The following is a 25342-nucleotide window of genomic DNA, read 5'->3' on the forward strand; positions in this document are numbered from 1 at the left end:
CTATTCATTACCTTATATTTATTGGTCTAATTCAGTTTCTTCTATTTGCTTTGCCAACTGACGAATGTATTGAATATCATAGGTTTCGCTGATCGCGCCAACGCTTTGAATAGAAACTGCTGATGTGGCCATGCCGAATTTCGCTGCCTTTTCTAAATCCAAATGTTGAAGCAGACCAAAATTAAATCCTGCAACAAAATTGTCGCCTGCACCAGTAGTGTCCGCAACGGAAACTTTCGCGGGTAAAAATTGCTTTTCAATCGTTTGATTTTTACAAAGTACCCCTTCAGCCCCCAATTTGATCACAACATTTGCTGCACCTAGTTCTAGCAATTTCCGAGCACTGGCAACCATGTCATCTTCATCAAGCAGCAACCGGACTTCGTCTTCACTAGGAACAAAATAATCGATATATGGTAAGGCTGGAGCCAACAGTTCATAAGTTGCTTCGCCGAGATTATCCACCATGTCAGCAACAACTTTTATACCAAATGATTTCACTTGTTTCAGAAAATCGACCAACTCTTCACCGACCATTTTCTTACTGCCGCCGAGGCTGCCAATGGAAAGAATGCTCGTTTTAGTAGAAAAAATGGTCCGATCAATCTCAGTTATCGAAAATTCATCCACACTACCAGTTAATGTTTTGATAAAGCGGCGGTCGCCATTTTCCTCGATCAATACTACAGACATCGAGGTAGCGTAATCACCATGCACGATTTGCGACTCATTTATTGGTGTTTTGTTTGAAATGAAATCGGTCAAAAATCCACCAAAATAATCATTTCCTACAGAGGTAATCAGTCCGACCGATCGGTTCATTTTGGAGAGGACGACTGCTTGATTCAAGGCGTCCCCGCCAGTCGCTAAGTTCATGGATTCAGCGATAATATCTTTAGTTTCAGACTGTTCTTTTGAGATGCCGCTGATTAAAAGATCTACGACCGACATCCCTAAGCAAAGGATTTCACTATTCATCGTCATTCTCCTTTACGTTTACTCCGCGATTTTGACGACCACTTTGACATTGGTTTCTTTTTCATAAAGAGCGGTATCAAATGCTTTTTTCGCATCTTTCAAATCAAAAATACTTGAGACGATTTGTTCAATATTAACTTGACCACTGGCCAATGCGCCGATTGCGATCGGATAAATATTGCGATATCTAAAGACAGATTTGATTGTAATTTCTTTATTCATGATTTCTAAAAAGTTGTAGACCGTATCCTGAACGGTATTTCCAATCAATGTAATCGTCCCGCCTCGTTTGGCTAACTTTCCAGTCAAGGAAGTCGTTATGGGACTGCCGGCAGTTTCAAAGACGATTTCAGCACCTTCTCCATTCGTCAATTCCAGCACGCGTTCGATCACATCTTCTTCGGTTGAATTGATGACATGATCAGCACCAAGCTCTTTGGCCTTTTCTAAACGAAGATCATGAATATCTACCACAATCGTGCGGTCAACACTATATAATTTAGCAGCTAATAAAGTAACTAAACCGATGCAGCCTGAACCTAGGATCACGGCTGTTTTACCCGGCCCCGCCTCTGCTTGCCGAGCACCATGGATTCCGACCGCTAGAGGCTCGATCAAAGCTCCGCTTAATAAGGAAACATTGTCTGGAAGCTTAAAACAAAGCTCTGCCGGATGATTCACTTTTTCCCGCATTGCACCTAAATAGCGTGGTGCCGATAGGAATTTAACATGGGGGCATAGATTGTATTTTCCGCCCTTACATTGTTCACATTTTCCGCAAGTAATTCCCGGCTCGATCGCCACTCGGTCGCCTACGTTCAGATCAGTGACCCCTTCACCAATTTCAGAAACAACACCTGCCGCTTCGTGTCCTAAAATGTAGGGATAAACATCTCTAAATCCGTCCTCGCCATCCTTATAAAAATGCACATCTGAACCGCAAACTCCGCAATAAGCAATATCTATCGTTACATATCCTTTTTCAGGGCGATCATTGGTGGTCTCCCGTACTTCCATTTCTTCTTGACCTAATACAAATGCCGCGCGATCTTTTTTTGTCATTTTTAACTACCTCTCTTTATTCATCAAAGTCATAAGTGAAAACAACTTTTACCGCTTCTTTGTCTGCCATCAATTGGAACCCTTTTTCCCATTCAGACAGCCCTAAGCGATGTGTAATCATTGAATCGATATCCAGTTTCTTGAATTCCAGCAAGCGGATCGCATTCCGCCAAGTGGTTGAATCATACGCCATATGGCCAATAATGCTGATCGCCCATGAAGTGATCGCGTTGATCTGGAAATCAAGCGGTTTGTAGCCATTTCCCATTCGAACGATTTCACCGTTTGAACGAACCATCTCGATTGCTTGTTGCAAACCTGAACCCGATCCAGAGCATTCCATTACTAAACCTAAATTATCTTTTCCGCAGATTTCTTGGCAGCGAGTAACGACCTCTTCTTTAGAGCCATTCACAACATGTGTCGCTCCGACCTTAAGAGCAATATCAAAACGGACATCCTTATCTCGTTCAAGACCTACAACGATAATGTTTGAAGCCCCCATGATTTTTGCGATTTGGACGCAGAATAATCCAATCGGACCTGCACCGATTACAACAACATCCTGGCCCGGCAAAAATTTCGTTCTTTGAGCGATCGCTTTATAGCCATTACATATCGGATCTAATAAGCAGGCTTCTTCATAGCTCACCTTTTCAGGTAGTTCCCAGATCGCGTGCCTATGAACCGCCAGTAATTCACCAGGAATCAAACAGTATTTTGTGAACCCGCCACCCCATGGATTATTTTCAAATCCGATATTGATTTTTTCTTTACAAGTTAGAAAATCGCCTGCCTCACAGGATGGGCATTTCCCGCATACATACCCGGTATTATCAGAAACAACTCGTTGACCGATCTTCCAATCAACGACCTCTTCACCGACTTCAGAAATGATTCCTGAAAACTCATGACCGCGAATGTGATTCAATTCTTTGGCCTGGTTCTCGATGCCGAAATTAGGCATGTCAGCGCCACAGATTGCGGCAGCTTTGACTTCAATAACGACATCCCGTGGCCCGCATGAGGGCTCTGGAACATCGACTAGTCGATACCCGCCTGGCTCTTTTTCAGGTCCAAATTTTGCTAATGCTTTCATCATTTATTCCTCCGTTTACTTTACATGCCTAATGCGTCGATTAAATCTGATTTCAGTACATCGGCTTTTGGTCCATAAATCGCCTGAACGCCATTATCTTTGATCACTAAGCCCACAGCACCTAATGACTTCCAATCGGCTTCCCCGCCAACTAATGAAATATTCTTAACGGTAACTCTAAGACGAGTCATGCAAGCATCTACTTCTTCAATATTGCCTGAACCGCCTAAAAGACTGATAATTCCCTTGACTTGAGCATCCTCGGAAATGATCTCCTGACTGGCTTTCGCATCAGCCGGACTATCTAAATCATCGATATAATTTCCTAGACGTCCCGGTGTTGCCAATCTAAAACGCTTGATCATAAAGTTTGAGATGAAATAAGTACCGACAAAGAAAATCACACATTGAATCAAGAAATTGATAATGTCTCCTGTCAGCCCAGCTTTGACCATCAGCGGTGTTCGAGCAATAGTCTCAATGAAGCCAAACGCTGTGATTCTTAGATGAAAGAAATCAACCATCCCAAAGGCAAATCCCTGAATAATGGCATAAACTACGTAAAGCACTGGTGCTACAAAAACAAACATGAATTCTAATGGCTCAGTCACCCCAGTTAAGAAAGCTGTTGCGGCAGCAGCAATGAATAGAGATTGATATTTTTTCCGTTTATCTGCATCAACGTTTCGATACATTGCAAGTGTCAGCCCCATCAAAGTTGCAGAACAGCCGACCATTTGCGCATATTTGAATCTAGCCGGTACCATACTATTTAGCAGATCACCATAAGCACTGCCTCCGGCTGCTTTAAGATTGCCTAGATCACTTGCCCACGCTAACCAAACCGGATCTTGTCCAAAAACTTGAGTTCCAGCGTTTGTCCCGGTCAGGATCGTATATGCCCCGCCGACTGCTGAATAGTTTACGGGAACGGTAATCATATGATGAAGACCAAATGGCAAGAGCAACCGTTCTAAAACACCATAGATGAACGGTGCGATGAAGGGAGCATCGTCGCCGGAAGTAAGCAGCCAGACACCAAAGTGGTTTAATCCGGTTTGGATCAATGGCCAGATGACCGCAATCACTAATGATGCGACGATCGACCAGAAAATGACAACAAGCGGAACAAATCTTTTCCCGTTGAAGAAAGCCAAGGCAGGCGGCAATTTTCTAAAGTTATAGTATTTGTTATAGACGATCGCGCCTAAGAACCCAGCGATGATTCCGACGAATACCCCCATATTCAATGCTGGAGCATCCAAAACGCTTGTAAAGAATCCTTCTACCGCTATTTTTGTTCCAAATAACGTATGAGTAGTAGCACCTTGAGTATTCAGCATTTCGGATGTTACACCGAAAATAACACCCGTTAAGCGATTGATCAGAACAAATGCCGTTAGACCCGCAAAAGCGCCTCCAGCTCGTTCTTTGGCCCAGGTCCCGCCGATTGCTACAGAGAAAAGAACATGTAGATTTCCAATGATCCCCCAGCCGATCCCGCCGATCATTTCACCGAACGTATTTAGAACGGGAATATCACCGCCAACCATCGTAATAACTGTCCCTAAACTAATCGCTAACCCTGCTGCCGGCATTACCGCGACAACTACCATCAGCGCTTTTCCGAATTTTTGCAGGAATTCGAAATTGATCAAACTTTTCATTTTTTGCATCGTATTCACCTTTTCTGCGTAATTTTTTAAATCTTTTTCATCTTGTATTCATTCATGGAGCAGTTATAATAAGTAAGTAAACATCCTGTTAGTTACCAAAAAAATTTTTAATGATGTCTGTCCAACTCTTAGCCGCTCATTTAGCAATGAGTGCTAAACACTCCCTTCAGCTAAATATGAGTGTGTCTTGCTAGATGATACATGTGACGATTATTCAAATTTTAAAAAATAAGTACTTTACTATGAGATAGGAGGCCCATAATGTTACTACATGAACAATTGGAAAAGGATGAACTTTTCTCCCCGACAGAAAAAGCGGTTGCAGATTTTGTCATTGACCAGCGAGAGAAGGTTCAAGATCTGTCCACCAAAGAAATTGCGAAACTGACTTTCACCTCTCAAGCTACAGCGGTTAGACTTTCTCAAAAGCTCGGCTTTTCTGGCTGGAGTGCTTTTAAAGAAGCATATGTTCAAGAAATAAATTATATAGACTCCCATTTTTCATCCATTGATCCCAACATACCTTTCAACTCTCACGAGAGTTTTATGACGATTGCCAATAAGGTTGGATCATTAATTAAGGAGAGTGTCGATGATACCTTAGCATTGCTTGATTATCAGATTTTGCATCAATGTATTCATTTGATCGACAAATCCGCGATTACACAAATCTTTGCGGTAAGTACGCCTCTGCTATTTGCTGAAGAATTCAAACTAAAAATGGCTCGGATTGGAAAAAGTGTCAGAATCAATACGCTGCAACAGGAACAAGCAAACGAAGCCATCAACTTAACTAGCAAAGATTGTGCGATCCTCATTTCTTATACTGGCGAAAGTGATATTGTTGTTGAAATCGCTGAAATCTTAAAAAAGAACAGGGTTCCCATGATCGTCATTTCGAGTATTGGCGACAACACATTGGCTAACTATGCGACCTACAAAATCGAATGTACAACGAGAGAAAAGCTTTATTCCAAAATCGATTCTTATACATCCAATGAATCATTTAGCTTTATTCTGGATATTTTATATTCTGGTCTTTTCTCGATTGACTATGATAAAAATTTAGCGATAAAAATTGAGAATGCGAAACGAACGGAAAAGCATCGCTACTCAAACTCAAAAGTAATTAAAGAGTGACTTTTTTTGATGATCGATCATTCATGCTGTATTCTTAATTACAACTAAAGGATAGCAAAATGTAAGTGCTTTAAATAGCTTGTTTTCGCTTTCTGTAGCGTCATATCAATTTTCAATCAAGATAAACTCCATAAGTTGAAATCGAGTTTCAATTTTTGGAGTTTATCTTCTTAAAAATGAAAAAACAATCCTGATGAATCTTACTCATCAGGATTGTTTTTTTAATGGTTTAATCAGCTAAAATATAGCGTAAAATGATTGATTTTTGTTGCGTAACTTCATCCATTACTGTGACAAAACTTTCACGGCTGTTTCCGCTCAACTTCTTACCGCCGCCAAATGGTAATTCTGAGGCGCGGAATCCGCCTGACCCATTGATTGCGACATGCCCTGTTTGTAATTCCTTCGCTACTTTAAACGCAGTCTTCATGTCTTGAGTCAATACACCAGAGCCTAGTCCATAATTAGAACCATTTGCAATTGCAATCGCTTCATCTATAGTGTCAAATTCAATCACTGGGAAAACTGGGCCAAATACTTCCATGTCTTTGGCAATTTCCATGTCTGGTGTCACATCAGTCAATACAGCAGGAACGTAGAACGCTTTATCTCTTGTACCGCCGTAGGCTAATTTTGCTCCAGCCGCTACGGTATCATTAACTTGTTGTTCCACGCCTTTCGCGGCAGTTTTTGTGATCAGTGGTCCCATATCTGTCGTTTCGTCCATTGGATTGCCAATAACTAACGGTTCGATTTGTTCTTTGATCAAACGTTCAACAAATTCTTTGGCTTTCGAACGATGAACAATAAAACGCTTCGCTGCACTACATGCTTGTCCGGAATTACGGCATTTGTCTCCAGCTTCTTTTACAACGAGATCCATATCGGCATCTGCACAAACGATGAATGGATCATTTCCGCCTAACTCAAACTGATAACCAGTCAAACTTTCTGCCGCGTTTTTAGCAATGCTCTTACCAACGCCGGTACTTCCAGTAAAGTTAACAGATGCAATGCGAGAATCCTTGACAATCGCGTCACCAATAACCGCGCCGCTGCCTGTCAAACATTGCACCACGCTACCTGGAATCCCCACTTCGACTAAAATTTCATGGAGCATCATTAATGCCAATGGGTTTGGTGACGGCGCTTTAACTAAAACGGCATTTCCTGTTGCTAAGGCCGCGCCAATTTTGTGTGCCCATAAGGCAACTGGAAAATTAAATGGAATGATACAAGCAATAACACCTAACGGTTCATGGATAGTGAACTGAATATCGTCTTCGTAACCTGGTTCTGTTCCCCCTGTCGGCATTGTCTTACCATAATGATGCAAGGCTACCTCACAAGCGCCCTCTACGATGTAAGCCACTGAATCAAATTCCCAAACCGCTTCCTTCATGTAAGGTTTCCCGGTTTCTTTGGCTAGAACTTCGCCTAATTCTAAGCGGCGTTCTTTTACTAGACGAGCAAATTCACGCAGTTTAGCTACTCGATCTCTTAGAAGCTCCTTGTTCCATTCTTTTTGTCCTTCAACCGCATAATCGATCGCTTGTTTGATATCTGCTAATGAAGCTTTTGGTACAGTATCCATAATTTCTTGCGTTGCGGGATTCACGATATTTTGTGTTTGTCCATCACTGGCATCGACTTTTTTTCCGTTGATTAGCATTTTCATTGTGTAGTTCCTCCTAAGAAAACTGTTTTATTTTTCATTATTTGCTGAATTGTAATATTAATCGCAACAAAGAACCCATCAAAAATTTCTAGTAAAATGAGTTTAGGATAACAAACTACTAGGAGTGATTTTGATGGGTTCACACAAAAAGCTTACACGAGATAATCGAAAATGTATAGAGACGATGATTTATGATGCCAAGAGTATTCAAGAAATAGCGGACAGAATTGGTGTTAGCCGAACAACGATTGATCGTGAGTTGAAACGAGTACCCGAAGATTTGATCTATAATGCCGACAATGCGCAATTAGATGCGGAAATGAAGCGCAGTGCCTGTGGTGCGAAGTCCAAATGGACTTCTGAATTCGCTTATCAGATTGAATGTGATCTTGAAGACAGCTGGTCCCCTGAACAAATTGCGAATGATCGTCAAATAGTTTCATTCAAAACCATTTACAATTGGCTCTATGCCGGTATTCTTAATGTGTCTAAACAGTGTCTGAGACATAAAGGCAGAAGACAAGAAAAACAAGAAGAGGCACGAGGCAAAATGACTGTAGGGCATACCATTGATGAACGCCCAGCTTCTGTGTCAACTCGAGAAGAATTTGGACATTGGGAGTTGGACACAGTTGTTTCTAGCAGAGGGGAAAGCAAAGCCTGCGAAGCAACGTTTATTGAACGGAAAACACGCTTTTATTGGGCGATCTCAATGAGGGATCGTACCGCGAAGTCAATGGCACAAGCGATTAAAGCTTTTGTGCAAGACCTAGGGAGTCACAAGGCATTTTTAAGCTTTACGGTCGACCGTGGGAAAGAGTTTTCTTGCTGGAAAGAAATTGAGAAAGATTTAGACGTACCTATGTATTTTTGTGATCCATACTCCCCATGGCAACGCGGATCTAACGAAAATGGGAATGGTTTATTTAGAGAATTCTTCCCTAAGGGAACTGATTTTTCAAAGGTACCCCCTACGGAGAAACAGGAAGCATTACGCAAGATAAATATGCGTCCTAAAAAAACATTGAACTGGAAAAATTGTTGGGAAGTCTTTCAAGAAGAAATGTTGCAATTAATTTGACAATTCAGCATTTAAAATAAAATCCATGTTAAGGGTCAAACCTAATCCTGGTTCGTCTGTCATTTCCATAAACCCATTGATTGGTTTTGGCTGATCAAGAAAGACCTTATCGGTGATCTCTTCAAAAATTTTCAAGCGTTCTAAGAACAATGCATTCGAAAAACTACCAACTAAATGCAGATGGATATTTTCCATTGCATGGGGGGCGAATTTAATGTTCCACACTTGTGTCAAATAGCAGACTTTCAGCATTTCTGTGATCCCACCCGCTCGTGTTCCATCTAACTGCACGATATCTGCCGCCTCATTCAATATCAAATCTCGAGCGCCGTATTTTGTGTACTCATGTTCCCCAGTCCCTAAAGGAATATCGGTTTTTTGCTTGAAACGTTTCAATCCAGGAATATCATCTGCGAAAACAGGCTCTTCAAACAAGAAAATATTATAAGGGCGAATATCATTGGCTAGCTGTGCGGCTGTTGCTGCATCCCAAACATTATTGGCATCCACCATAATGGTAATGTCCTCGCCTAACGCTTCACGAACCATCTTCACCCGTTTCACATCGCGACGTGGATTCGTTCCACCTTCAACGCCGACTTTGAATTTAACCATGTTATAGCCTTGAGCAACAAAAGACTGCATTTCTTCAACCAGCTCTTCATCGGAGTATGAGGTCCAGCCGCCGCTAGCATACACCGGAACTTTTTTCTTCGTTCCGCCAAATAGTTTGTATAATGGCAAATTCAAAATTTTTCCTTTTAAGTCCCATAAGGCGATATCAATTGCGCTTAAGGCACAATAAGTCAAACCTTTCCGCCCCACTCCACGTAGATAATGGAATAACTCTTCCCAAATGGCTTCCGTTTCAAAAGGGTCTCTGCCAATGATTTTTGGAGCAATACTCTCTAAAATCAAGGCCTTCGTAGCTTCTCCGCCAACTTCGTTATACGTCAGCCCAATTCCTTCTTTTCCGTTTTCGGTAATCACACGAACAACGGTATAACCAATCGTTTCAACAGTTCTAGTAGCATCAGTAAAGTTCGCTTTGATGTCATTCGCGACTAAATGCACGTGTACTTCTTTAATTACGTCTATATTCACAAGCTCTTCCCTCTTTCTATAATTTCTTACTTTCGATCAGGCTCATTACCTCATCATAGTTTGGCAGCGATGGCTGTGCCCCTAGACGTGATACAGTAATTGCGGAAGTTGCGACTGCCCAACTAACCGCCGTTTCGACAGACACCTCTGAGGCTAAACCGAATGCAAAACCACCAATAAAGGAATCTCCAGCCGCTGTTGTATCCTGTGCGACAACCTTATAGGCATCCTTGAAGAGCGTGATTTCTTTTGTTTTCACTAACACGCCACGATCACCTAATGTTATGATGACATTTTTGAAGCCTTTGGTTCGTAAAGCTTCCGCTGCCCGCAAAGCTGCTTCGTCGTCCGTTACTTCAATGCCTGTAAGGAGTTCTGCTTCTGTTTCATTTGGAATCACCCAATCAATCAGCGAATTGAATTTTTCATCAATCGTTTGTGCTGGTGCGGGGTTGAAGAGGACTTGTTTACCATACTTTTTGGCCAGTTCAATGGATCGATAGACAACCGGCAAAGGTATTTCTAATTGTAGAATGATAATGTCGCTTTTAGAAATCAGTTCTTCACATTGTTCAAGCTCTGCGATCGTCAATTCCATATTCGCTCCTGGAACCACAATGATCCGATTATTTCCTTGGGCATCTAGGGTAATACTTCCTACACCTGTTTTAGTTTTAGGATCACGGTAGATATTATTGGTATTGATTTTTTCTGTTTCTAAGGCTGTTATATGTTCTGCGCCAAAAGCATCGCTGCCGACTTTACCGATCATGGATACGTCACTGCCTAAGCGTGCCGCAGCGACAGCTTGGTTTGCCCCTTTTCCGCCAGTAAACTGATTGAACGCTGTTCCAATGATCGTCTCGCCATTTTTAGGCGGTCGTTCAGTCTGAACGACTAGATCGGTCATAAAACTGCCGATGACTAGAATTTTTTTCATTACTGACACCTCCTATTGACTACTTTTAATTCCTAAACTGCCGCCAGGATGACACACGGCAAAGTCAGATTTTCCGAAATTTTTCTCTTTCGATAACGTTAAAGCCAAAGCATCGCCGATAACTAAAGTAGCTGTCGAGCTGTTGGTTGGTGCAAGGTCTAATGGATCTGCTTCCCGTTCGACGGATAAATTTAAGTGGATATCACTGCTCGCGGCAATTGATGAATTAGGGTTGCTGGTCATCGAGATGATAAAAGCGCCTCTTTGGCGAATCGAAGGGATCGTCGCGATGACTTCACCTGTTTCACCACTATTGGAAATCATGATGACGATGTCTTCTGACTGAATCATACCCAAATCACCGTGTAAAGCTTCTGTTGCGTGGACAAAGAAAGAAGAAGTTCCGGTACTGGAAAAAGTTGCCGCCAGTTTTTTACCGATAATTCCTGATTTGCCTACACCCAGAAAAATAATTTTTCCACGACATTCCATAATTTTGTCTAACACCTGGTCATACGTCTTGCCATCGATTTTTTGATAGACTTCATTTAAGCATTCGATTTCTTCACTAATGATTTTTCGAACATATTCTGAATGACTCATTTTTTTCCTCCTTCTTTACATCGCTTTTGAGTAAACATAGTTTTCTAATGCATAGGCGACCCCAGATTCATCATTGGATTTAGTGATGATATCCGCAATTTTTTTCATTTCATCACCAGCATTTCCCATCACAATACTCAAGCCGACATTTTCCAGCATTTCGCGGTCATTCTCCTCATCACCGATACCGATCGTATTTTCTTCAGCGATGTTCAAGTATCTTGCTAGATCAGAAATTCCCGTCCATTTGTTTACACCCTGTTTCATCACTTCCAAGCTGTCTCTGACACTGCGAACGATATGGTATTCTTCAAAAAGCGCCTTTGGAATAGTCTCGATCAGTTGGTCGACGACCTCTGATGTATTTTCGATAAATTGCAGTTTTAATATTCCATTTGATTTTTCTGCTGGAACATTATCTAGAACCTCCATGATGCACTCTTGTGCGATGATATTCCTTGCCATGCCGTCATTGATTTTTCGGCAGTAGGTATAAATGCCGTCATAATCGTGGAAACAAAGATGCGTATCTTCCTGTTCACTGATATGATTAAACAATTCAAAATCATCTGTATTCAAGGTTTGGGAGGAAATCACTTTCCCAGTCTCTAGTTCTAAAACTAAAGCACCATTATGAGTGATCACGTATTCAATTGATTTTTCCGGCAACATCTCAAGGATCGGTTTCAGACCAAAAACAGGTCTGCCGGAACATAATGCAATATGAACACCATTCTGTTTCGCTATTTTAATGGCTTCAAATACTTCTTTTGTCACTTTATGATCGCTATCCAGCAAAGTGCCATCGATATCGATTGCGACTATTTTTTCCATTTCTTCACTTCCTCAACTATTTCTTCATCCTGTGACTTGAGATTAACAACTTTAGTCAGCCATTTATAGTGAATGCAGAGCATTTGAAAACCTGATTCACTTTTTCTTCTTCAAGTGATTTGTTTTTTGAAATTACTATTCAAAATGATAAAAAAAGCCGAGAATCCAAAAATGATTGGGATTCTCGGCAGATACGTCATGTGCTAGTTGCTATAGTCTTTTTTTAAAGGCTGCGTGCCGAAGACCTTCATTTTCGATGATACAGTCTCCACTACTGCCTCATAAGCGGCATCCTTCAACTCAATATAATGAACATTTCCGTTGGTTTCATCTAAACGTTTCTCGATAGCTTGAGTCGCGGCCAATGACATTCCCGTAAAGAAATTCACTTTGTTGATTCCATGTTTGACAGCTGCTTGGAACTGCTCATCTGGCAGTCCAGATCCGCCATGCAAGACTAATGGAACATCGACTTGCCGTTTGATTTCAGCTAATAACTCTGTGGCGATTTTTGGATCCCCTTTATAGACACCATGAACGGTCCCCACCGCTACTGCTAGTGCATCGACGCCGGTTTCTTTAACGAATCGAACGGCATCTTCCGGTTTAGTATAGGTACTTTCATCAACCACCGCAGCTTGTAATTCTCCCTCGGGACTGCCAACGTGACCAATCTCGCCCTCTACACTGACACCGCAGGCATGTGCGACTTTGACAACTTCTTTAGTGATCCGAATATTTTCTTCGATCGGTAATGTAGAACCGTCGAACATTACCGAGCTAGCCCCCCCATGAATGGCCTTCATACAGGTTTCAAAATCTGGTCCATGATCTAAATGGAGACAAATCGGCGCTGTTGCCCGACGCGCGCGATCCAACATTTTTGGCCAATAGAAACTTAGGTCATTTACCTCTGCGAAAAATGGCGGAATCTGTAAAATGACAGGTTTATTTTCTTGTTCTGCCGCCGAAATGATTGCTTCCATAAAATTATCATCCAAAAAGTTGAACGCTCCGACTGCATAATTTCCCTCAACGCTTTCTGATAAAATCTCCTTCAATGTTACTAAACTCATTGTGATATCCCTCTTTCTGCTTTTTGATATTTAGTTAAATATTTTTGTCCTCGTTCTTTGTTTGGTTCGAAACTTTTCTCTACTTTGACCATTTGGGTAATGCCGTCTTGATAATCTGAAAAAATCCCTAATCCAACACCGGCAATGATCGCAGCACCAATCGAAGAAACTTCTTTATTTTTAACTCGTTCAACTGGCAGGTTAAACACGTCAGCTTTTAATTGTGCCCATGGGTCTGACTGACTGCCTCCGCCGCCAATCCGTAACCGTTTTACTGATTGTTCAGCCTTTAATTGCTGGATTATTTTAGCCAGTTCATAAACTGACCCTTCTAGAATTGTTTTATACAGATCATCGATCGAAAAGGATAGATCAAAGTCCGACAACCGATTTCTACGAGATGAATTTTGTAATAACAAGGTTGCTGGTTGAATCGTATCCCAGTTAATTGATTCATTTAACGCTGAAAAATCTTTTTCTCCATGAACGATTTCACGCATGAACCATTCCAAATAAGCGCCGGCAATAATTGATCCTCCGACAATCACTGTCCCTTTTTCAATTCCATGAGTTACCTCGATATCTGGGTAGTTCCGTTGATCTGGACGCTGATCTACGGTCCTGATCGATCCAAGTAAATCAAAGGTTCCCATGATATTTCCGATTAAAGAAGGATCGGATGCATCAACGCCAAGCCCTAGAATCGCGCATTCAGAATCATGAGCACCTAAAATGACTGGCAGTTCTTTGCCAAAATTAGTCTGTCCAATTGATGAGATAAAACCGACTGTTGTTGCGCTTTCTTGAATCGTTTGCTCCACGGTTTCTTTTTCGACCTGCAAATAGTCGATCAGCTCTTGATTCCATTCACCGCTCTGAATATCTAATAAGCACTTGCGGCTCGCTAAGGTATAATCCGTTTGATCCGCTAAACCTAATTGACTCATAATAAATTGCTGCAAATTCCAGATTTTTTTGGTTTCATCCATAGCTGTTCGTGCATGATTTTGCAGCCAAAGTAATTTAACCGGCAGCAGTTCTGGTAATATTTTTGATCCGGTTGCTTTCAAAAAGGCCTCTTCGCCGAAATCCTGTTTCAGTGTCTCTGCTTCGGCTTCCCCCCGACGATCAAAGGAGACGATCATATTCCCGATCGGTTGCTGCTTTTCATCTGCTAAGATCAAGCTATCCCCTAAAAAGGAAAACGATAAAGCTAGAAATTCTGCGTCTTCTCTTCGATTCCAGACAGTTTCTATGACCTGTTTGGTCTTGTTCCAAAGATCCTGAAGATCGATTTCCGCGTAATGATAATCAGGATGTAAGACCTCAATTTTTTGACAGGAAATCGTTCTAATTTCTCCTGATAATGTGACTTGCGAGGCACGGACATTGGAGGTTCCAAAATCGACGACCAAAATACATGATTCTTTCATAATGCACCACCTAGCCTACGCGATTAACTAACGCCTTGCCTGCTACAAAATTCTTCAAATCTGGTTCAATAAAGCGCAGTGAGATTTGTCCGACATTACTTGCCGTACCGGCTAAGTGAGGTGTCAAAGTGACATTATCCAGAGCCAGTAAAGGATTATCTGCAGGTAATGGCTCGTTGGCAAAGACATCTAAGGCTGCACCGCCGATGTCTTTTGCCTGAAGTGCCGCAATCAATGCTGGCTCATCCACTAATCCAGCACGAGCAGTATTTACGAAGAACGCTGTTTTTTTCATCTTATTGAATTCAGCTGCCCCAAATAGACCTTCCGTTTCTTTTGTTAAGCGGGCATGCATACTGACAAAATCAGCCTCGGTTAACAAATCATCCAATCCGACCAATTCAAAATCAAAGCCTTCTTGACCCGTTTTCTGATAGAAGGGATCGTAAACTTTGATCGTTGTACCAAATGGGATCAAGCGTTTCGTTACCTCACGGCCAATCAACCCAAACCCAATAATGCCAACGACCTTATCTGCTAAGCTTTGTGAATAGCTAAAGTTATCAAAACGAATTACCCATTTTCCTTTCGTTCCTTGAAGGTTGCTACGAACCATATTGCGTGATTCGGCGATAATCATCCCAACAGAATAATCAGCAACAGGTCCGGCTAATCGACCAGGAGCGTTCACAACGGGAATTCCTTGTTCCTTGGCATAAGCGACATTCACATTTTCAATTCCGCTGCGTAAAATACAGATCAAACGTAATTTTTTTGCGGCATCAATAATCGCTTGGTTAACACCAACAAAGTGAGTCACTAGGACATCCGCATCTTTGACAGCTGCGAGTAGTTCTTGACTTGGCTCCAACCATTCCGGTCCATTTTTTTCAGTCTTTAAGATACTGTCGGCAATAGCCTCTTTGCTGTTGCCCATGGATTCATTGAATACTGCAATCTCGACATCTCCAAGCAGATTTCGATAATTCTTGGTCGTTTCCAGAATAACTTCTCTTGTCACTGTTTCATCTTCCAAATATAAAACTTTCATGATTCCCTTCCTTTCTAATGCGTGTTCTTTTGTTTGCAAGGTCATGATAGCAACTATTCATTGTTGAAAATCATTTTGGAAAAGTCTTGAAATAGCATTTCTTAAATACCTGAAAACCGTCCTAGTTATTTTGATTGCTTATTTCAAAATTTCTGACGGATAAAAAAGACCGTAACAATCTAAGATCGTCGCGGTCCATTAAACAGTGCTGTATTGTTTTAACTTGAAAATCCTAATTGATAAAGATTTTTCATTTCGACGGCCGTTTCAAAAAGAACGGAGGTTGCCAGCAAGTGGGTTGAGGCGTAGAGTAAACGAGCTTCGTCAATTGTTTCGTCTTCTGTAACTGACTGAGTCAGCAAACTTTTTTCCAGCGCTCGGATTTGTTGCAATAACTCAGTAATATCTTGTAATTTTTTCTCAACTTGACTAAATTTTTTATCCTTCATCAAGCTAAAACATGTTCGAATATCCGATTTTGCGGCAGTAGAATATAAAATCATTTGTTGAATTGCTTCAGTGGTAGAATGGGTCATCGTGCGCTCCTTGCAGATTTTTAGTAAAAAAAGAGTCATAATCAAAGCAACGAATCTTCATCAGATTACGTGTACTTGTACTTATGAACTCTCAAGTTATTATTCTAATTCAACAATTTCAAAACATCTTTGACGCTGTCAAATTCAGTTGGGGTTAATGCACTTGCTGGTGCTCGACATTCTCCCGCATCAATCCCTTGAAGCGTCAAAGCAGCCTTGATCCCTTTGAATACCCCGACTTTGATCAAAACGGCAACGATTTGATTGATTTTCGCTTGATGGTACGCCGCCTCTTTTAACTCTCCAGCATCATAGCAAGCCTTTAAAGCAATTAATTCTTCTGCCATAAAATTACCTGTACTGAAAATTCCAGCATTGGCTCCGACAGACAATGCCGGAAGAAGCAGCTCATCATGACCAATAAAAAGATCTAGCTCCGGGTGACTTGAACGAACGGTTTCGAATTGATATAAGTCATAGGACGTGTGCTTCATGCCGATGATTTTTGGATTCGCAAACAGTTGATCCAAGTCATCATTACTAAAATGCACGCCAGACATTCCTGGGATATTGTAGAGAATCAACGGCTTATCAACTTCATTCCCCAGTTGCTGATAATACGTGTTTAATTCTTGCTGAGAATAGCTGTAATAAATCGGCGGGATCGATGAAATAGCTGCGACATCTTGTCCTTCCGCGTGTTTTCCTAAGTCTAGTGCCTTTTTAGTCGAAAGCTCTCCAATATTAACAATTACTTTTGCACGCTGATCAACCAATTTCACTACTTGCTCTAAAAGCTCTTTGCGTTCTTCTAAGTCCAGTAAGTAACATTCTCCCGAAGTGCCGCATAAATAAAAACCTTCCACTCCTTTTTCAATGTTTCTTTCAATAATTTCCTCCAACGCAGACCAATTGATTTGATCTTTCTCATTGAAGGGAGTTATCAATGCTGGGAAAACTCCGTTAAATTTCATATTGACCCTCCTGTTTCTTTTCGGTAAGAATAGCAAATGATTTAAAAGATCAATATACTTTTTAAGGTTTTTGAAAAACCGATTCAAGAATCAGCGACTCTTGCGGCAGTATATTGAAACTTTAAATCAAAATAGCCAGTTTCTTAAGGGAACAACGATTGTGAAGTGTTTAAAGTATAAACCTAACAGTAGCCCACTCAAAAGCTAGTATCAAACCAGTAACTAAGTACTATTTTTTGTTTCTACGACAAATAGCCCGCCTCTCAGCGAGCTAAAATTTTTCTGCATAAGAGCAGTTCAAATGATTATTACTTATCTATCCACCTCATACCAACGTTGGATTTTGATGAGGCGAAAGTTTTCAGCTATTCTCGTTTTCGAATGCGGTCAATCAGCCGCTTTCGTTTTCTTATTGGTTTTTCTGGCGGAGATTGGGCGGCGGCCTGAGACTCAGATGTCACCTTCTCCTCCTCCACTGCTTGTGTGATGATCAGCTTCGCCGGAACCGATTGATCATCCACCTCAACATTTAACAATGAAGCATGCGGTACCATACAGGCGAGAACCAACATAGAGGCTTGGTCTTCGTCCAATTGCCATGGATCGACTCCTTGGGGAAGTTCGATCGTTTTGATCAGTACACCGGATTCGGGTCTTGCTTCAACAATAGTCAAGTCTTGCGGATCCTGGATATTTTCCAGATTTTGGATAGGTGGAGCAGACATCTGCGTCTGTGGTGGGATTTCTTCCGTTAATGCGACTGATTCTTTGATCACTGGTTCATTGATAGGTGCCTTTTTATCCTCTGGATTATCAAAAAGTATTTCAACTTTTTCTACGATCACGGTCGCGTGAAGAACCTCTTTAAATAAGCCAATCCCGTCCTTTTCGAACAGATCTAGCTTCGTTAATTTAGTTAAGGCAGACTTTATTTCTTGTGCTGTTTTTGACGGATCAAAGTTTTTCAAGCGAAGATGATGTGATTTGCCAATACTATTCGCAAATTCAGCGTCTAATGTAATAGTTTCTTCCATTTTTTACTTTCCCTTCTTTTTATTTTTTCACTCCTTCCTTAAAAACCGTCATGATCCTACTAATCCTGCTAACGGTTTTTTGATGAATTGTGTATATAGTCTTTCAAGCTTTTCAGCGATATATGTTTTTACTGGGAATAATTTAAGCGATAATAAACGCCACTCCTTTTTCTCAAAGTACTCAGCGAAATATAAATAATAGCGACGCAACGCAGAGTTTGATCTCGTTTTCAAGAATATATGTTGGACTAACTCCTTAAGCATAAAAGAAAAATCGGCTTCACATAATTCTTCCCGCACCTGAAGGGTGATCAACATTTCGATGGCGGCCTTTCCATCATTTGTTTCAGAAAAAAAATTACGGATACGCTTTTCCAAAGTTCGTCGTGTTAATCCAAATAATTGTTCCCTGCTTAATCCATACTCTTTCAATGTCTTTTCTCCTTTCAATTTTGATTTTATTCATTCTTATTTGAGATATCTACAACAACAAAATACCTCTTTTGTCACCACATTCACACTCCAAATAATTTATATTAAATTAAGCATAATGATTTTCGGAGGATGTTTGCGATCATACCAACGATTATCCGGTCATTAAATAATGAATACCCTTTCAAAAAGTTTGATATATTCTATTTTTTTATTGATCCGAAATGTACTCATCATTTTTTTATAGAGTGAAAGTACTCTAGTTTTAATATGAGACCATATTTGTAAAGTGCTTCGTGAGTGTATGACAAGGTGTTTTCAGAAACGAGTGTTATAATTAAGCTAAAATATAGTCATTAATGGAGGATGTTATGAAAAATAAGTGTTTTAGGTTGTTCGGTATACTCATATCTGTCCTATTTTTCTTTTTTATTGCTGGTTCAGCAACTGTATTTGCTGCGGATGATCCCTTTCAATATGAATCAACGAATGCTGGTAATTATGTGAATAATGGGATTGCTAACGGCGATACTTACAATTATGGGTACGCCAATACAGCAAACATACCGGTGGATTCAGAAGGATTCATCAATTATCAAGATCAAGCCTACCTTAAGAAAACGGTCAAAGCCGATTCGCAAAAGCAAGGCTTGTTCGATGTTACTCTGGATATCAAGGGAAATCAGCTTCCTCACCCGCCTTTAGATATTGTTCTAGTGATCGACTATTCTTCATCAATGCAGGGTGAAAAATTGACTAATACATTGGAAGGGTTAAAGGATTTTGGTACAGAATTGGGTGATTCCTTGTCTAATGGCGTTGTTCAAATCGGTATCGTTGCCTATAACAGAAATGTTTATACCACAAATGGTTTAACTAACGATATAACTCAATTACAGGATTTCTTAACCAACACGGCTGAAAGTCATTCAGGTACATTTGTCCAAAAAGGTCTGATTGCTGGTCAAGATCTTCTAACAACTCATGGACGACCAGATGCCGAGAAAATCTTGATTCATATTGGCGATGGCAGTGCAAACCGCAGCTACTTGCCTGCTGAAAATGCGCAAACTTATCAAAATAATGGTGAAATTACGGACTACAATGGTCTTCATACCGCTGTTTATAACAAAGATTTTCAAACGACTTCAGAAAAATTTAATACGAGTGATACGATTTCTGACCCGAATGCTACCAAGGTTGATAAAACGGTTGTCACTGACGCTACACTGGGAACAATCGTCGCATTAAAGGAAACGAACATTGCTACCTACTCCATCGGAACGGCTCCCACAGATAGAGGAGAATATATCGCACGAAATATTGCGGACAAAGAGAGTCATTACCGTTCCATCGATGAAAATCTCCTTGGATTAGGTGATGCGCTAAAACTCATTATCAACTCGGTTACTAAGACTATTCCAAACGGACTCGTAACAGATCCAATGGGAAATGATATTCTGCTGCAAGGCAGCGGAAACTTTTCTGACGCCTACTATACATTGTCTGGTTGGAGAAAGAATTCTGAGGGTAACTGGGAACCCGCCAAGGATTTAGTAAATAGTTTGAGCGTCTCTGAGCAAAATCAAGTAATCACCCTTTCAAATTTCGTATTAGGTGAGAACGAACGAATTACTTTGACTTATCAGATTCGCTTGAATACTGAAGCTACTGATTTTAGAGGGGAATTTTGGTATTTATGTAATCAACAAACCACTCTAGATCCGGCAAGTGAGAATTCACTGCTAGATTTTCCAATTCCGTCTATCAAGGCTCCGACAGTGAATCTTAGCCTAGAGAAGCAATGGAAAAATGCCCCCGAATCGGTAATTCCAGATAAGGTAGATTATCAGGTTAACAGAACACCTTTAGTCAATCCGAATTCGTGGACAACCTCAGATACCTTGTCATTAACCAAGGAAAAGAACTTCAAGGCTACTGTATCGACAGTTCCAGTATTGGGCGTCAATAATGATTTGCCTTTGTACAATAATGCCGGAGATACCATCATTTATCGTGTCAATGAAGTAGCTATTCCAGCGGATTTTGATTTTTCAGTTAGTCAGGAAAACAATTACTTTACCTTGATCAACACGTATAAAAAGACAGCGCCTAGCAGTACAGATTCAACAAGTTCTCAAAGTACAACAGAAAGTTCAACCAGCACTACACAATCAAGAAGTTCTCAGAACTCAACAGAAAGTTCAACAACAGATTCAACTACGATTGAAACAAGTAGTTCGTCACAGAAGCAGACAATTATAAAGAGTGCCAGTTCTCCAAATAAACGTTATCCAAAAACAAATGACAAGCAAAGTAGCGCCATTTGGCTTCTTTTGGGAACAAGTCTATTCAGTTTTTCAATCTATCTTTTGAAGAAAATGAACTAAGTAAAAACGTCCAATCAATCGATTGGACGTTTTTTATGCGTTGATCATGAAGCGTCAGTCTTTTTCTGTGTCGCTTTTTTCTTCCAACCAAGCAATCAACCGTTGTGCCACCTGTTGATTTTGATCGTCGATCTCAGATTTGCCATCGCCCTTTTGTGGACCATAGGAACCAAAGCCAGCGTGATTTCCACCCGCTATTTCTTGATAATCCGTATTTTTTGGTAAATCTTGTTTGGCTTTCTGATAAGCCGCTTTGTTCAACACTTGATCATTACCCGCCGTCAGAGACAAGACGGGAACATTTTTATTCGCCAAGCTTCCCTTTTCGTCTGGATAACTAGCCAAGAAAAAGACACCTTTCAGATTTTCTCCATGTTTTTGCGCAAAACGACTAGCCATTACGCCGCCTAAAGAATGCCCGCCAATGATATATTTACGATTCGGCAGTTGAGAAAGAACTTTCTCTGCCTGATTCGGTGCCAAAACTGCTAAATCCAAAGGCATTTTCATTATATAAACGGGGTACCCAGCTGTTGCTACAATTTGTGCCCACGAGCTATAGCTTTCTGGTTCAACGAGTGCTCCAGGATAAAAAATAATTACTGGCTTTGATTTATCTTCGGAAGGAAAATAGAGCGAATCATTGCTATTTTTCGCTTTATCAGCAATCTGCTGCGCGTTATTTGTAGGCGAATAGGTTTGAGTTTTTAAATAGGCGAATCCGCCAGCAAATACAACAGCAAGTCCGATAACAACCATCAGAAGGATTTTTTTCCATTTTTTCACTTCAATCGTTCCTTTCTTTCGTTGCTATCATACCATTTTCTTCATAGTAGGAAAAACATCGCAGCTTTTTTTACACCGGCACCTTCCACCTTTCATCGTTCCCTACTCCTTTTGCAGCGTGTGCTTCAATTCCTGTATAAAATATTCCGCCAGCTGCGTTTGTTTACGCATCCTGTTGGTAATTACTACTAAAGAATGAATATCAGCATCTTTCAACGGACGCAGAACGATCCGATCTTTCGTTAGGCCTTTAATAATTCCCAAGCCAGATGCGTAAGCGTCTGTTCCCGCAAGTAAATTCATCAAGGTTCCTCGGTCATTTGTATAGTAATTGGCCTGTTCCTTAGAAATGCCGATGGGGTCTTCATCTAAATAGCTCGCACCATGATCCTCTTGAATAAACCGGACTTGCGGATAAACAGACAGCTCTTCTTTTGATATATTCTCTCTTGCAGCAAGCGGATGATGCGCGCCTAAATAGATGTGTGTCGAGAAATTACCCAACACTTCAAAATTCAAACTTTCTTGGCTGAAATACCGTTCAAGCATCCGCTTGCTTTGGGGATTCAGGTAGATAATCCCTAGTTCGCTTTCAAAGTCTCGAATACTTTCAAGTATTCTTTTTGTCGTTGTTTCATTTAAATAAAAATTTTGACAAACGCCTTGGAATTTTTCCGTGACCTTCATAAAAGGCTCGTAAAGAAAATCATAATGTTGAGAACTTACAGTAAAGCTCTTTTTAGTTCCCAGCAAAAAATGTTTCTCCATCTCCTCCACCTGCGTTAAGATTCTTTTAGCATAAATCAAGAAGTCGCTGCCGGCTTCGGTTAGACAGGTTCCAGATTTTGATCGATGGAAAAGCTGAACATCCAGTTCATTTTCCAGCTCCTTAATCGAACTGGAAAGACTTGGTTGCGTAACGAAAAGCTCTTTGGCCGCCTGACTGAAGCTTCCGATCTTAGCAATAGTTTGAACATAACGATATTGCTGTAAGTTCATGTTCCTTCCTCCTTTAATTCAGTGAGCGCTTTTAGCTTTGCTAAATCCTTGTGCTAAATCCGTCAACAAGTCATCGCTATCCTCGATGCCGATGGAAAGGCGCAGCAAGTTATCCGTCAACCCATAAGATTCTCGAATGTTTCTAGGAATATCCGCATGTGTTTGGGTAGTTGGATAAGTGATCAGTGTTTCCACTCCGCCTAAACTTTCCGCAAACGTAATTAATTCTAGTTTTGATAAAAACTCGGGGATTTTAGTTGCGTCCTTAACATAAAAACTGATCATTCCCCCGATTCCAGGATAAAGTACTTTTTCGATCTCCGAGAATGCCTTTAATTTTTTTGCGAGCTCCTGTGCATTGCGTTCTTGCTGTTCAAAACGAAGCTTTAACGTTTTTAAACTGCGAATGAACAGCCAACTGTCAAAGCTGGATAATGTTGGACCGGTCGTATTACTTAACCAGGTTAATTGTTCGCCTAACTCGTGCTCTTTTGCCACAACAACGCCCGCTAATAAGTCATTGTGTCCGCTCAAAAATTTTGTGCCAGAATGAATGACGATGTCCGCGCCCTCCTTCAGTGGCTGTTGTCTTAAAGGAGTTAAAAAAGTATTATCCACGATTAGACAGGCGCCGTAGTTGTGGGCAAGGTTAGCCGTATCAGTGATTGAGACTTCCTGCATTAGAGGATTGGTTGGAGTTTCCAAAAATACCGCATCAATTTTTTCTGTCAGTTGATTTTCCAAACTTTCAAAATCATCAAAATAATGAAAAACAGATCCGTTTTGACGTTCCAGTTCTTAAAAATAGCGGTAGCTTCCACCATAAAGATCGCGAGAAACTAAAAATTCACTCGTTGCTGAAAAATAATTAAAGACTAGTTGGATCGCGCTCATTCCTGAACTAGTTACGATTCCTTGGCTTCCCCCTTCTAATTTTGCTAACGCCTCTTCTAAAATATCTCTTGTCGGATTTTTTGTTCGCGTATAGTCATAACCGGTACTCTGGCCCAATCCTGGATGAGAAAAAGTCGTTGATAAATAGATTGGTGCAGACACCGCTCCTGTTCGGTCATCTTGATGATTCCCGATTTGAGCCAATTCTGTCGCTGTATGATACCTCATGCTAATTTCCTCCTTTGATTTTATGGTCCAGTTCCAGTAACTGATTTATCGCTGTTTGAATATTTTCAGGCCTTGTTGCCAAATTGATCCGAATGAATCCCTTATTTTCAGGCGAGAACCACTCTCCATAGTCGATAGCTAGTCCTGCTTCGTCTTGAATAAAATGTTTCGTATCTAAACTGGGAAGCCACTCTCTTAAATCGAGCCAAGCTAAATAGGTTCCTTGAAGCTCACTGATTCTAATTTGAGGAATGTGCTGAATCAATTGCTGTTTTAGCAATTGATTATTTTCTGCCACAACGCCAAGTAATCCTTCTAACCACTCATCGCCAGTTTCATAGGCTGCTTGAGCGGCTATTTGTCCGATCAAACTATTTCCTGTATGATGGTGCTTGTTTTCCCAGCTTTGATATTTTTTTCGTAATTCCTCATTTGGCAGCCAAATATGCGCATTCAGTAAGGAGGCCAAGTTAAAACTTTTGGATGGTGCATTGCATACGATCAAATGATCCAAAAAGTTCAATTCGGCAGCGATCGTTATGGCCGAGACAAACGTATTTCCCGGTAAAATCAAATCAGAATGAATTTCATCTGAAATCACCAACACATCGTACCTTTGACATAGAGCCAGAACTTCCAGCAGTTCCTTACTTTTCCAGACTCGACCAACTGGATTATGCGGCGAACAAAGGATAAACAATTTGATATCATTTTCCATCAACTGCTGCTCAAAGTTTTTAATATCCATTTGATACCCTGTGGTGGTTTCAATCAGTTCAGAAGTAATCAATTGACGATTCTGATTCTTCACCACATCGAAAAAAGGATAGTAGACTGGCGGCTGAATAATGATTTGATCCCCTTCGTTTGTAAAGCAATGAATCAAATCATAGATTCCTTGAACCACTCCCGAGGTAAAATGCAGCCATTCTTCCTGAAACTTGGTCCGTTCATGGCGATTTTGCCAGTTTTGATACGTAGAAAAATAATTTTTAGGAGTTAATGAATACCCGAAGACACCATGAGCGATTCTTTCAGTAACTGTTGTTTGAACAGCTTCAGGTCCAGAAAAATCCATGTCCGCTACCCAAAGCGGCAATAAATATTTATCGCCATAGCGTTCTTGCAGGGCATCCCATTTTAAAGAATAGCTCCCTTTCCTTTTTCGATAATAATTTTGAATAAATTCTGCTGATTTCATCTGCTCACTCCTTCAATTCATTTCAGTTAAAACAAAAAAAGCCCCTTTGTCATTCGACAAAGGGACGGATCAGACCGTGTTACCACCCAAATTCGTATTAGAAATAATACCTC

21 protein-coding genes, 2 pseudogenes and 1 other annotated feature (1 of these 24 cut by a window edge) are annotated in these 25342 nt (G+C 40.8%); of the genes and pseudogenes, 3 read left to right on the forward strand and 20 right to left on the reverse strand.

The window, feature by feature from the left end; all coding sequences use genetic code 11:
• Positions 1–18 precede the first annotated feature (18 nt).
• The 4 genes and pseudogenes from IGI38_RS18535 to IGI38_RS18550 all read right to left on the reverse strand — a co-directional run.
• Positions 19–978, reverse strand: coding sequence for a carbohydrate kinase family protein (locus IGI38_RS18535; protein ID WP_438733288.1), 960 nt, complete (start codon positions 976–978; stop codon positions 19–21).
• Between the two features lie 18 nt (positions 979–996).
• A complete protein-coding gene (locus IGI38_RS18540) occupies positions 997–2040 on the reverse strand; it encodes an NAD(P)-dependent alcohol dehydrogenase (protein ID WP_438733290.1) in 1044 nt (347 codons plus the stop codon).
• Between the two features lie 16 nt (positions 2041–2056).
• Positions 2057–3142, reverse strand: a complete 1086-nt coding sequence (locus tag IGI38_RS18545; RefSeq protein ID WP_438733292.1) for a zinc-binding dehydrogenase — start codon at positions 3140–3142, stop codon at positions 2057–2059.
• Between the two features lie 26 nt (positions 3143–3168).
• Positions 3169–4806, reverse strand: a pseudogene (locus tag IGI38_RS18550) (PTS transporter subunit IIBC); the annotation flags it as partial.
• A 270-nt stretch (positions 4807–5076) separates the two neighbouring features.
• Between IGI38_RS18550 and IGI38_RS18555 the strand changes: the two are divergent.
• Positions 5077–5955 (forward strand): MurR/RpiR family transcriptional regulator, encoded by an 879-nt coding sequence (locus tag IGI38_RS18555; RefSeq protein ID WP_438733294.1) that lies wholly within the window; start codon positions 5077–5079, stop codon positions 5953–5955.
• Between the two features lie 229 nt (positions 5956–6184).
• On the opposite strand, the gene IGI38_RS18560 is transcribed toward IGI38_RS18555, so the two are convergent.
• Entirely contained in the window at positions 6185–7633 is a 1449-nt protein-coding gene (locus IGI38_RS18560) for an aldehyde dehydrogenase family protein (protein WP_438733296.1), read from the reverse strand.
• Positions 7634–7766: 133 nt separating this feature from the next.
• On the opposite strand from IGI38_RS18560, the gene IGI38_RS18565 reads away from it, so the two are divergent.
• Entirely contained in the window at positions 7767–8714 is a 948-nt protein-coding gene (locus IGI38_RS18565; RefSeq protein WP_438725454.1) for an IS30 family transposase, read from the forward strand.
• Here the strand turns inward: IGI38_RS18565 and IGI38_RS18570 are convergent.
• From IGI38_RS18570 to IGI38_RS18620, 11 genes are all read right to left on the reverse strand, one after another.
• On the reverse strand, positions 8706–9818 hold the full coding sequence (locus tag IGI38_RS18570) for a mandelate racemase/muconate lactonizing enzyme family protein (protein ID WP_438733298.1): 1113 nt from the start codon (positions 9816–9818) through the stop codon (positions 8706–8708). The two genes, IGI38_RS18565 and IGI38_RS18570, sit on opposite strands and share 9 nt — an antisense overlap.
• 16 nt (positions 9819–9834) lie before the next feature.
• Entirely contained in the window at positions 9835–10758 is a 924-nt protein-coding gene (rbsK, locus tag IGI38_RS18575; RefSeq protein WP_438733300.1) for a ribokinase, read from the reverse strand.
• Between the two features lie 12 nt (positions 10759–10770).
• The gene (locus tag IGI38_RS18580) at positions 10771–11361 is read right to left on the reverse strand and encodes a KpsF/GutQ family sugar-phosphate isomerase (RefSeq protein ID WP_438733301.1); all 591 of its coding nucleotides are present in this window, start codon (positions 11359–11361) and stop codon (positions 10771–10773) included.
• A gap of 15 nt (positions 11362–11376) precedes the next feature.
• Positions 11377–12195 (reverse strand): Cof-type HAD-IIB family hydrolase, encoded by an 819-nt coding sequence (locus tag IGI38_RS18585; RefSeq protein WP_438733303.1) that lies wholly within the window; start codon positions 12193–12195, stop codon positions 11377–11379.
• 203 nt (positions 12196–12398) lie between these two features.
• A complete protein-coding gene (locus IGI38_RS18590; protein WP_438733306.1) occupies positions 12399–13271 on the reverse strand; it encodes a class II fructose-bisphosphate aldolase in 873 nt (290 codons plus the stop codon).
• A complete protein-coding gene (locus IGI38_RS18595; protein ID WP_438733307.1) occupies positions 13268–14704 on the reverse strand; it encodes an FGGY-family carbohydrate kinase in 1437 nt (478 codons plus the stop codon). The genes IGI38_RS18590 and IGI38_RS18595 overlap by 4 nt, the downstream gene beginning before the upstream one ends.
• Positions 14705–14714: 10 nt before the next feature.
• Positions 14715–15755 (reverse strand): 2-hydroxyacid dehydrogenase, encoded by a 1041-nt coding sequence (locus IGI38_RS18600; protein WP_438733309.1) that lies wholly within the window; start codon positions 15753–15755, stop codon positions 14715–14717.
• Between the two features lie 218 nt (positions 15756–15973).
• A complete protein-coding gene (locus IGI38_RS18605; RefSeq protein WP_438733311.1) occupies positions 15974–16291 on the reverse strand; it encodes a PTS lactose/cellobiose transporter subunit IIA in 318 nt (105 codons plus the stop codon).
• A 104-nt stretch (positions 16292–16395) separates the two neighbouring features.
• Positions 16396–17265, reverse strand: coding sequence for a dihydrodipicolinate synthase family protein (locus IGI38_RS18610; protein ID WP_438733312.1), 870 nt, complete (start codon positions 17263–17265; stop codon positions 16396–16398).
• A 365-nt stretch (positions 17266–17630) separates the two neighbouring features.
• Entirely contained in the window at positions 17631–18299 is a 669-nt protein-coding gene (locus tag IGI38_RS18615) for a DUF2922 family protein (RefSeq protein ID WP_438733313.1), read from the reverse strand.
• A 48-nt stretch (positions 18300–18347) separates the two neighbouring features.
• Positions 18348–18731 carry a hypothetical protein gene (locus tag IGI38_RS18620; RefSeq protein WP_438733314.1) on the reverse strand — a complete coding sequence of 128 codons (384 nt, stop codon included), beginning with the start codon at positions 18729–18731 and terminating at the stop codon, positions 18348–18350.
• A gap of 371 nt (positions 18732–19102) precedes the next feature.
• Between IGI38_RS18620 and IGI38_RS18625 the strand changes: the two genes are divergently transcribed.
• Entirely contained in the window at positions 19103–21121 is a 2019-nt protein-coding gene (locus IGI38_RS18625) for a VWA domain-containing protein (RefSeq protein WP_438733315.1), read from the forward strand.
• A 54-nt stretch (positions 21122–21175) separates the two neighbouring features.
• On the opposite strand, the gene IGI38_RS18630 is transcribed toward IGI38_RS18625, so the two are convergent.
• The 4 genes and pseudogenes from IGI38_RS18630 to IGI38_RS18645 form a co-directional block, all read right to left on the reverse strand.
• Positions 21176–21907, reverse strand: a complete 732-nt coding sequence (locus IGI38_RS18630; protein WP_438733316.1) for an alpha/beta fold hydrolase — start codon at positions 21905–21907, stop codon at positions 21176–21178.
• A 102-nt stretch (positions 21908–22009) separates the two neighbouring features.
• Complete coding sequence (locus IGI38_RS18635; protein WP_438733317.1) at positions 22010–22906, reverse strand: LysR family transcriptional regulator; 897 nt, start codon at positions 22904–22906, stop codon at positions 22010–22012.
• A gap of 18 nt (positions 22907–22924) precedes the next feature.
• Positions 22925–24028: pseudogene (locus tag IGI38_RS18640) on the reverse strand (PLP-dependent transferase).
• A 1-nt stretch (position 24029) separates the two neighbouring features.
• Complete coding sequence (locus tag IGI38_RS18645; RefSeq protein WP_438733318.1) at positions 24030–25229, reverse strand: MalY/PatB family protein; 1200 nt, start codon at positions 25227–25229, stop codon at positions 24030–24032.
• Positions 25230–25286: 57 nt separating this feature from the next.
• Positions 25287–25342 (reverse strand) — a binding site (T-box leader); it runs 169 nt beyond the window's last position.

It is taken from the genome of Enterococcus sp. AZ128 (genome assembly GCF_051714485.1).
GTDB lineage: Bacteria > Bacillota > Bacilli > Lactobacillales > Enterococcaceae > Enterococcus_A.

What these genes read in the sequence shown, in the direction of transcription:
- IGI38_RS18535 (WP_438733288.1), bottom strand. Translation starts at nt 978, where the DNA reads ATGAATAGTGAAATCCTTTGCTTAGGGATGTCGGTCGTAGATCTTTTA.
- IGI38_RS18540 (WP_438733290.1), bottom strand. Translation starts at nt 2,040, where the DNA reads ATGACAAAAAAAGATCGCGCGGCATTTGTATTAGGTCAAGAAGAAATG.
- IGI38_RS18545 (WP_438733292.1), bottom strand. Translation starts at nt 3,142, where the DNA reads ATGATGAAAGCATTAGCAAAATTTGGACCTGAAAAAGAGCCAGGCGGG.
- IGI38_RS18555 (WP_438733294.1), top strand. Translation starts at nt 5,077, where the DNA reads ATGTTACTACATGAACAATTGGAAAAGGATGAACTTTTCTCCCCGACA.
- IGI38_RS18560 (WP_438733296.1), bottom strand. Translation starts at nt 7,633, where the DNA reads ATGAAAATGCTAATCAACGGAAAAAAAGTCGATGCCAGTGATGGACAA.
- IGI38_RS18565 (WP_438725454.1), top strand. Translation starts at nt 7,767, where the DNA reads ATGGGTTCACACAAAAAGCTTACACGAGATAATCGAAAATGTATAGAG.
- rbsK (WP_438733300.1), bottom strand. Translation starts at nt 10,758, where the DNA reads ATGAAAAAAATTCTAGTCATCGGCAGTTTTATGACCGATCTAGTCGTT.
- IGI38_RS18580 (WP_438733301.1), bottom strand. Translation starts at nt 11,361, where the DNA reads ATGAGTCATTCAGAATATGTTCGAAAAATCATTAGTGAAGAAATCGAA.
- IGI38_RS18585 (WP_438733303.1), bottom strand. Translation starts at nt 12,195, where the DNA reads ATGGAAAAAATAGTCGCAATCGATATCGATGGCACTTTGCTGGATAGC.
- IGI38_RS18590 (WP_438733306.1), bottom strand. Translation starts at nt 13,271, where the DNA reads ATGAGTTTAGTAACATTGAAGGAGATTTTATCAGAAAGCGTTGAGGGA.
- IGI38_RS18595 (WP_438733307.1), bottom strand. Translation starts at nt 14,704, where the DNA reads ATGAAAGAATCATGTATTTTGGTCGTCGATTTTGGAACCTCCAATGTC.
- IGI38_RS18600 (WP_438733309.1), bottom strand. Translation starts at nt 15,755, where the DNA reads ATGAAAGTTTTATATTTGGAAGATGAAACAGTGACAAGAGAAGTTATT.
- IGI38_RS18605 (WP_438733311.1), bottom strand. Translation starts at nt 16,291, where the DNA reads ATGACCCATTCTACCACTGAAGCAATTCAACAAATGATTTTATATTCT.
- IGI38_RS18610 (WP_438733312.1), bottom strand. Translation starts at nt 17,265, where the DNA reads ATGAAATTTAACGGAGTTTTCCCAGCATTGATAACTCCCTTCAATGAG.
- IGI38_RS18615 (WP_438733313.1), bottom strand. Translation starts at nt 18,299, where the DNA reads ATGGAAGAAACTATTACATTAGACGCTGAATTTGCGAATAGTATTGGC.
- IGI38_RS18625 (WP_438733315.1), top strand. Translation starts at nt 19,103, where the DNA reads ATGAAAAATAAGTGTTTTAGGTTGTTCGGTATACTCATATCTGTCCTA.
- IGI38_RS18635 (WP_438733317.1), bottom strand. Translation starts at nt 22,906, where the DNA reads ATGAACTTACAGCAATATCGTTATGTTCAAACTATTGCTAAGATCGGA.
- IGI38_RS18645 (WP_438733318.1), bottom strand. Translation starts at nt 25,229, where the DNA reads ATGAAATCAGCAGAATTTATTCAAAATTATTATCGAAAAAGGAAAGGG.